The sequence below is a fragment of the Granulicella mallensis genome, from assembly GCF_014203225.1.
Lineage (GTDB): Bacteria > Acidobacteriota > Terriglobia > Terriglobales > Acidobacteriaceae > Granulicella > Granulicella mallensis_A.
Genome location: NZ_JACHIO010000049.1, coordinates 1 through 1,337, shown reverse-complemented (window position 1 = coordinate 1,337; position 1,337 = coordinate 1). Strand labels below are relative to the sequence as shown.

Sequence of the window (1,337 nt, the reverse complement as noted above, 5' to 3'; positions counted from 1 at the left end):
GGCATGGCTGAAGCCATGCCCTTGTATCTTGCGATGTGAGGCGTAACGATGGGTTACGTTTTGGCGGAGAGGCCGTCATGCCCTGAGGCCAGCGAGAGTTGAGCCTGTCGGAAGATCGGCCCCCGTCCCTCTCTTTTGGACGCCGTGGAGAATCGGAGGCCTTTTGAGCCTGCATGTTCAAGGTTGGCGAAAAGAGCAAGTCCGTGTCAGAGCGGACGCGGGACGGAAGCCGAGACCACATCCTAAAGCGGAGAAGGCCGATGAGCAAGCAGTCCCAACTGAAACCAGCCCTTTTGTTCTGCGGTATCGATGTAAGCGCCAAGACGCTGGCGGTGGCGGTTCAACCCGAGCAAGCAGAAGGGTTTCAGGAGCGCCAGTTCGCCAACTCTGCAACCGGTCACAGGCAGATGATCGCCTGGTTGTGGCAGCGTGGAGAGCGGGTCCGGGTATCGCTGGAGGCCACCGGCATCTACTCGCTGGATCTGGCGCTGGCCCTGGACGCGGCTGAGGGCCTCGAACTGGCGGTGCTGAACCCGAAGAAGGTCAACCGGTTCGCACAGACCCTGAGCCGGTCCAAGACCGACAAGGCCGACGCGAGGGTGCTGGCCCAGTACAGCCGCAGAATGGAGTTCGTCGCCTGGAAGCGGCCCGGACTCAACGCGCTGGAGTTGCGCGCCATCAGCCGTCACATCGCCACCCTCACCCAGGAGCACGCGCGGTTGAACAACAGACTGCATGCCTCGGCAGGCTCCAGGACCACACCCCGCTGTGTCCGCGACGATCTCAAGAGGTCTCTGGCTGGGTTGCACAAGCGCCTCCTCAGACTGCGCCGGGAGGCTGTAGCGCTGATCGGAAAACATCCCGAACTGCAGCGCAAGTTCCTCCACTTGAAGGCCATCACCGGCATCGCAGAGACCAGCGCGGTGCAGCTGTTAGGCGAACTGGCAGGGCTCGATCCCAATATGACAGTACGTCAGTGGGTGGCCCATAGCGGCCTCGATCCGGCTCACAGAACCTCCGGCACCTCAGTGCGTCTGCCCTCGCGCATCAGTCGGCACGGCAACCCACTGCTGCGCCGGGCTCTCTACATGCCCGCTCTGGTCGCAGTCCGCTTCGACCCACACATGAAAGCCTTCTACGCTACTCTCCTGCAACGACACAAATCCAAACTCCAGGCCCTCCTGGCTGTCGCCAGAAAACTCCTCCATGCCATCTTCGGGGTCTTCAAATCCAATACTCCCTACAATGGAGACAAACTCTTCCCCAATCTCCTTACCTCTTAGAAAATCTTCACCCTAACTAGGAAAAGTCCTTGCTTCTCAAGAGAGAATCTTCCG

At 60.4% G+C, this 1,337-nt stretch carries 1 protein-coding gene; it reads left to right on the top strand.

Annotated features, from left to right (window positions below; translation table 11 throughout):
• The first annotated feature begins 260 nt into the window (after window positions 1-260).
• Window positions 261-1,283, top strand: coding sequence for an IS110 family transposase (locus HDF15_RS25445; RefSeq protein WP_184261264.1), 1,023 nt, complete (start codon window positions 261-263; stop codon window positions 1,281-1,283).
• The last annotated feature ends 54 nt before the right edge of the window (window positions 1,284-1,337 follow it).